The 4,389-nt window shown below is 62.3% G+C and carries 3 protein-coding genes; 2 read left to right on the forward strand and 1 reads right to left on the reverse strand.

Going from position 1 to position 4,389, the window contains the following annotated elements; genetic code table 11:
* Positions 1–302 precede the first annotated feature (302 nt).
* On the forward strand, positions 303–503 hold the full coding sequence (locus tag AC3AYF_RS18530; protein ID WP_295041121.1) for a hypothetical protein: 201 nt from the start codon (positions 303–305) through the stop codon (positions 501–503).
* Between the two features lie 213 nt (positions 504–716).
* On the opposite strand, the gene AC3AYF_RS18535 is transcribed toward AC3AYF_RS18530, so the two are convergent.
* The gene (locus tag AC3AYF_RS18535) at positions 717–3,272 is read right to left on the reverse strand and encodes a membrane-bound PQQ-dependent dehydrogenase, glucose/quinate/shikimate family (RefSeq protein WP_487780161.1); all 2,556 of its coding nucleotides are present in this window, start codon (positions 3,270–3,272) and stop codon (positions 717–719) included.
* A gap of 618 nt (positions 3,273–3,890) precedes the next feature.
* Here AC3AYF_RS18535 and AC3AYF_RS18540 point away from each other — a divergent pair.
* Positions 3,891–4,389: ABC transporter substrate-binding protein (locus AC3AYF_RS18540; protein WP_295041123.1), on the forward strand; the 499-nt coding region annotated here is incomplete at its 3' end.

The raw sequence follows: 4,389 nt of genomic DNA on the forward strand, positions 1-4,389 counted from the left end.
CGCTGCGGGCTGCGGGCTGCGGGCTGCGGGCTGCGGGCTGCGGGCTGCGGGCTGCCCCGAGTGCGTATTTAGTCCTCCGGCTTCGAGTGGAGTGATGGTCCTCGCGGGTGGCACGCACTGCCTGTCTTCGTTTCGTAGATGGGGAATTGACAGGGTAAGCGACGCTAAAAGCCGACATCTCTCTATTGCCTTCGGGTAATTAGGAGGAATTGGGGAAGGTGTGTTTGCCGTTGGATGATTTCTCGATCTACAGCTATGTTAGGTGGGCAATACATGGAAGCGGTTACCAAGGAGAAGATTCTATGCGCACCGAACTATTGAAAAAACTGGCTATGGCAATGCTGGTGGGTTTTATGGCATTTGGCGTGGTCGCCTGCAATAACGACGAAGGCCCGGCTGAAGAGGCTGGCGAGTCCGTCGACAACGCAGTGGACAATGCTGGCGATGCCATGGAAGACGCGGGCAATGATATGCAGGACCAAGCGGAAGATGCGCAGAATTAATTCTTCTGCCATGAAGTAGCGGTAGGCTGGAGATAAAAAAAGCTGGCTGTCGCTCCTCAGCAGGGCCGGACTTAAAGTACGGTCCGAGAAAGAAGCCCGAGTTCCCTATCAGTGGAACCCGGGCTTCTGCCGTTCATGATCGTGAAACGAATAATTCCGCCTGGGTCATCCTGCCTGGATCCCGCTCAGACAGGATGACCGACTCAGGGACGGTCAGGAGCCGTCACCTTTCGGCAGTGCGTAGGCAATCACGTAGTCGCCGGTGGGGGTCTCCATGAAATGGTGCCCCGTGGCGACGATGACCACGTACTGACGGCCGTTGGCTTCGTACACCATCGGATTGGCCTGGCCGCCGGCCGGCAGCGGTGCCTGCCAGACTGTCTCGCCGCTTTCGATGTCGATGGCGCGGATCAGGTCGTCGGTTGCCGCGGCAATGAAGATCAGCCCGCCAGCGGTGACCACGGAGCCGCCGTTGTTGGGAGTCCCGATGTCGATCGGCAGGCCTGAGCGAATCCCCCAGGGGCCGTTGGCACGAGCGGTACCCAGCGGGCGATCCCACAGCGTGTCGCCGCTCGCCAGGTCGATGGCGCGGATATGGCCATACGGGGGCTGCTTGCAGAGCATGCCGGTATAAGGGACGCGCCAGCCAGCGTTGACGTTGATCGCGTAAGGCGTGTTGGCCTGAGGGTCACCTGCACCTTCGGCACCACCACTGTCTTCCTTCAGCTCTTCACGCGGCACCCAGCCCAGCTTGTTGGCCACATCACGCGGTACCAGCTCGTTGTAGTTGGGCATGTCGTGGTAGTTGGCAATGTTCTCGCCGCGGTGCGGATGGATTGCCACGCTGCCCCAGTCGGAGCCGCCGTTGTAACCGGTATACTGGATCCATGGCTGTTCGGCGGTGGGCGGCGTATACATGCCTTCCCAGCTTGCCTGGCGATACTGGATCCGGCAGAACAGCTGATCGAACGGGGTCATGCCCCACATGTCCTTCTCGTCGATATCCGGCTGACGCAGCGTTGCGTAGAGCGAAAACGGCTGGGTCTCGCTGCGCTGCTCCGGTTCGGCACCGCCCTGGGGAACCGGACGCTCTTCGGCGCCACCGCCGAGCAGTTCGCCTGTCTCGCGATTGAATACGTAGATGTCGCCCTGCTTGGTCGGCATCACCAGCGCCGGCACCTTGCCGTTACCGGTGGGAAAGTCGATCAAGGTCGGCTGCGAACCGGGGTCGTAGTCCCAGACGTCCTTGTGCGCCGTCTGGAAATGCCATTTCGGCAGGCCCGTTTCGACATCGAGGGCGACCATCGAGCTGGCCCATTCGTTCTCTTCCGGCGTTCGCGAACTGCTCCAGTAGTCGGCAGCGCTGTTGGCCATCGGCAGATAGACCAGCCCCAGCTTGCTGTCGCCGGCGGCGGTGGTCCACATGTTGGGGGAGCCGCGGACGTAGGTTTCATCACCCGTCAGTGGTTCGCTCTGATCCGGCCGGCCGGCATCCCATGCCCACTGCAGCTCGCCTGTGACCGCGTCAAAGCCCTTGATCACGCCGGACGGCGGATAACGACGCTGACCGTCCAGCACCTGGTGACCGGTAACGACGACGTCACGCACGACGACGGGGGCCGAGTTGATCGACACGTAGCCATCCGGCGTTTCGCCCATGTTGCGCTTGATGTCGACCTGGCCGTTGTCGCCGAAATCGGTGCAGGGTTCGCCGGTGGCGGCATCGACCTCGATGATGCGACCATCGAGCGTGCCGGAGATGATCCTGGCGCGACAGGCCTGGGCGTCATTGGCCGCGACGGCCGGCTGCTGCGACGGCTCGTCGGCCGGTGCCTGGTCGTCGCCTTCCTGTGTGGCGGTCGCCGCACTCTGTTCGCCCTGCTCATCGGCGGTCGCTGCGTCTGCGGCAGGATCGAGGCGATCTTCCGGCACTTCGTAGTAGGTCACGCCCCGGCAGGCGGCGGTATAGGGGATCGCATCCTCCGATACGACCGGATCGTAGCGCCAGTTCTCTTCACCGGTCGCGGCATCCAGGGAGATCAGGATGTTGCGGGAGGTGCACAGGAAGACGTCGTCGCCGACTTTCAGCGGCGTGGTCTCGGCGCCCCAGCGGTGATCCAGAACGTCGCCGGTGCGGTACTGCCATGCCACTTCCAGCTCACCCACGTTGTCCGGGGTGATCTGATCCGCGGGGGAGTAGCGAGTCGCTGCGGAGTCTCGACCATAGGCGGCCCAGTCCTCGTCAGCCGGCACATCGGCAGGCTGGGCGTCGCCCACGTCCGTCGAGAGGGACTCGTCGGCCACCGCCGGGACGTCCTCGAGGTGTTGATAGCCGCGACCGGGAACGAACGCCAAGGCGCCCGCGACGACCAGGCCAAGAAATAGAACGCCCGCCAGTGAGAAGCCGGTCTTGCGGGACGGGCCGTCCTTGAGCGCCGGCGTGACGAGCGCTACCAGGATGGCCAGAATCAGTACGACATCCAGACGCGGAATCCAGCGCCAGTAATTCAGTCCCGACTCCCAAGCGGCCCACAAGAAGGTCCCTACGAAGACGACACCATAAATGGCGGCACCGGAAATCCTGCCGCGAAACAGTTGGATGCCGGCAATCAGCATCAATACACCGGCGACCAGGTAATACCAGGAGCCGCCCAATGTCGCTAGATAAGCGCCGCCGGCTCCCAGAGCCAGACCGACAAGCGCAACAATGATTCCGACGAGCTTGGCAAAAACGCCGCCAGCGCCGCCGGAAGAAGTCGTAGTGGCCACAGAACTCTCCCTTGAATGACATATTGAGTGCCGAGTGACCGCATACTCCGATGCGATCAATGATCCCGTGCGACAAGCTGCCGCATGGAACAAGCGTAGTCATGGTAATTGAAGCTGACGATGAATTCAGGCCGAAAGCGGCTCGGCCCGACGCCATTTGTCGGATGCAACTCTGTGGCAGGCTGGGCGGCGGGAGTGCCTTGACGCTGCCGCTGAGGGAATGCTCGGGGCGATAGCGGAGATGGGCGTCTACCTCGCCGATGAGCCGACGGGCACTCTCGTGACGGACGATTTGGTTGGAGGCCGCGGACGTGGCCAGCCCCAGCCTCGGCCACCACGGGCTCGACGGCCTCTCACCGACCAGTCCCGAGCCGTAGGATCGGCGAGCAGTCAATGCGCGGTGGGCAGGCGTTCGATTCGAGGCCAAGCCACTCTCGATGGTGCTTGTATATTTTATACGAAAAGCCTAGTGTCTACGAAAAGCTCGGTGTCGAAACGTAACTTTTCGTGGCAGGATGAATCGACGTCGCCTGGATCCCGGCTTCGAACGGAAGGGCGCAACGCCCGACCCCTTTGCAGTACGAACAAACAATAAGCGCTGAAGGGAGTAATCGTTGTATGAACAAATTTCTCAAGCTGGTCACCGCTACGACCGTCCTCGGTCTGGCCGCGGGGTCTCTGGCCGTGGCGCAGGAAGGTCCGATCGTCATCGGTGTGCAGGCGCCGACGACCGGTTCCGAGGCGACCTACGGCAAGGACATGTTCAATGCCATATCGCTGGCCGCGGACGAGATCAACGCCGATGGCGGGCTGCTGGATGGTCGCCAGATCGAGCTGATCTCCGGGGACACCGCCTGCGATCCCCAGCAGTCGGTCAACGCAGCCAGTCGACTGGCATCGCAAGAGGTGACGGGTGTCGTGGGCGGCTACTGCTCCGGCGCGACCCAGCCGACGCTCAAGACCTACGGCGACGCCAACATCCCGTTCGTCATCGTGGCGGCCAACTCGACCCAATTGATTCCGGCCAACCCTGGCAACGCAGTGATGATCAACTCCACCGGCGACGACCAGGCCAAGACCGCGCTCGATTTCTTCGAAGGCAAGGGCATCGAGAAGT

The organism is Salinicola sp., assembly GCF_982684285.1.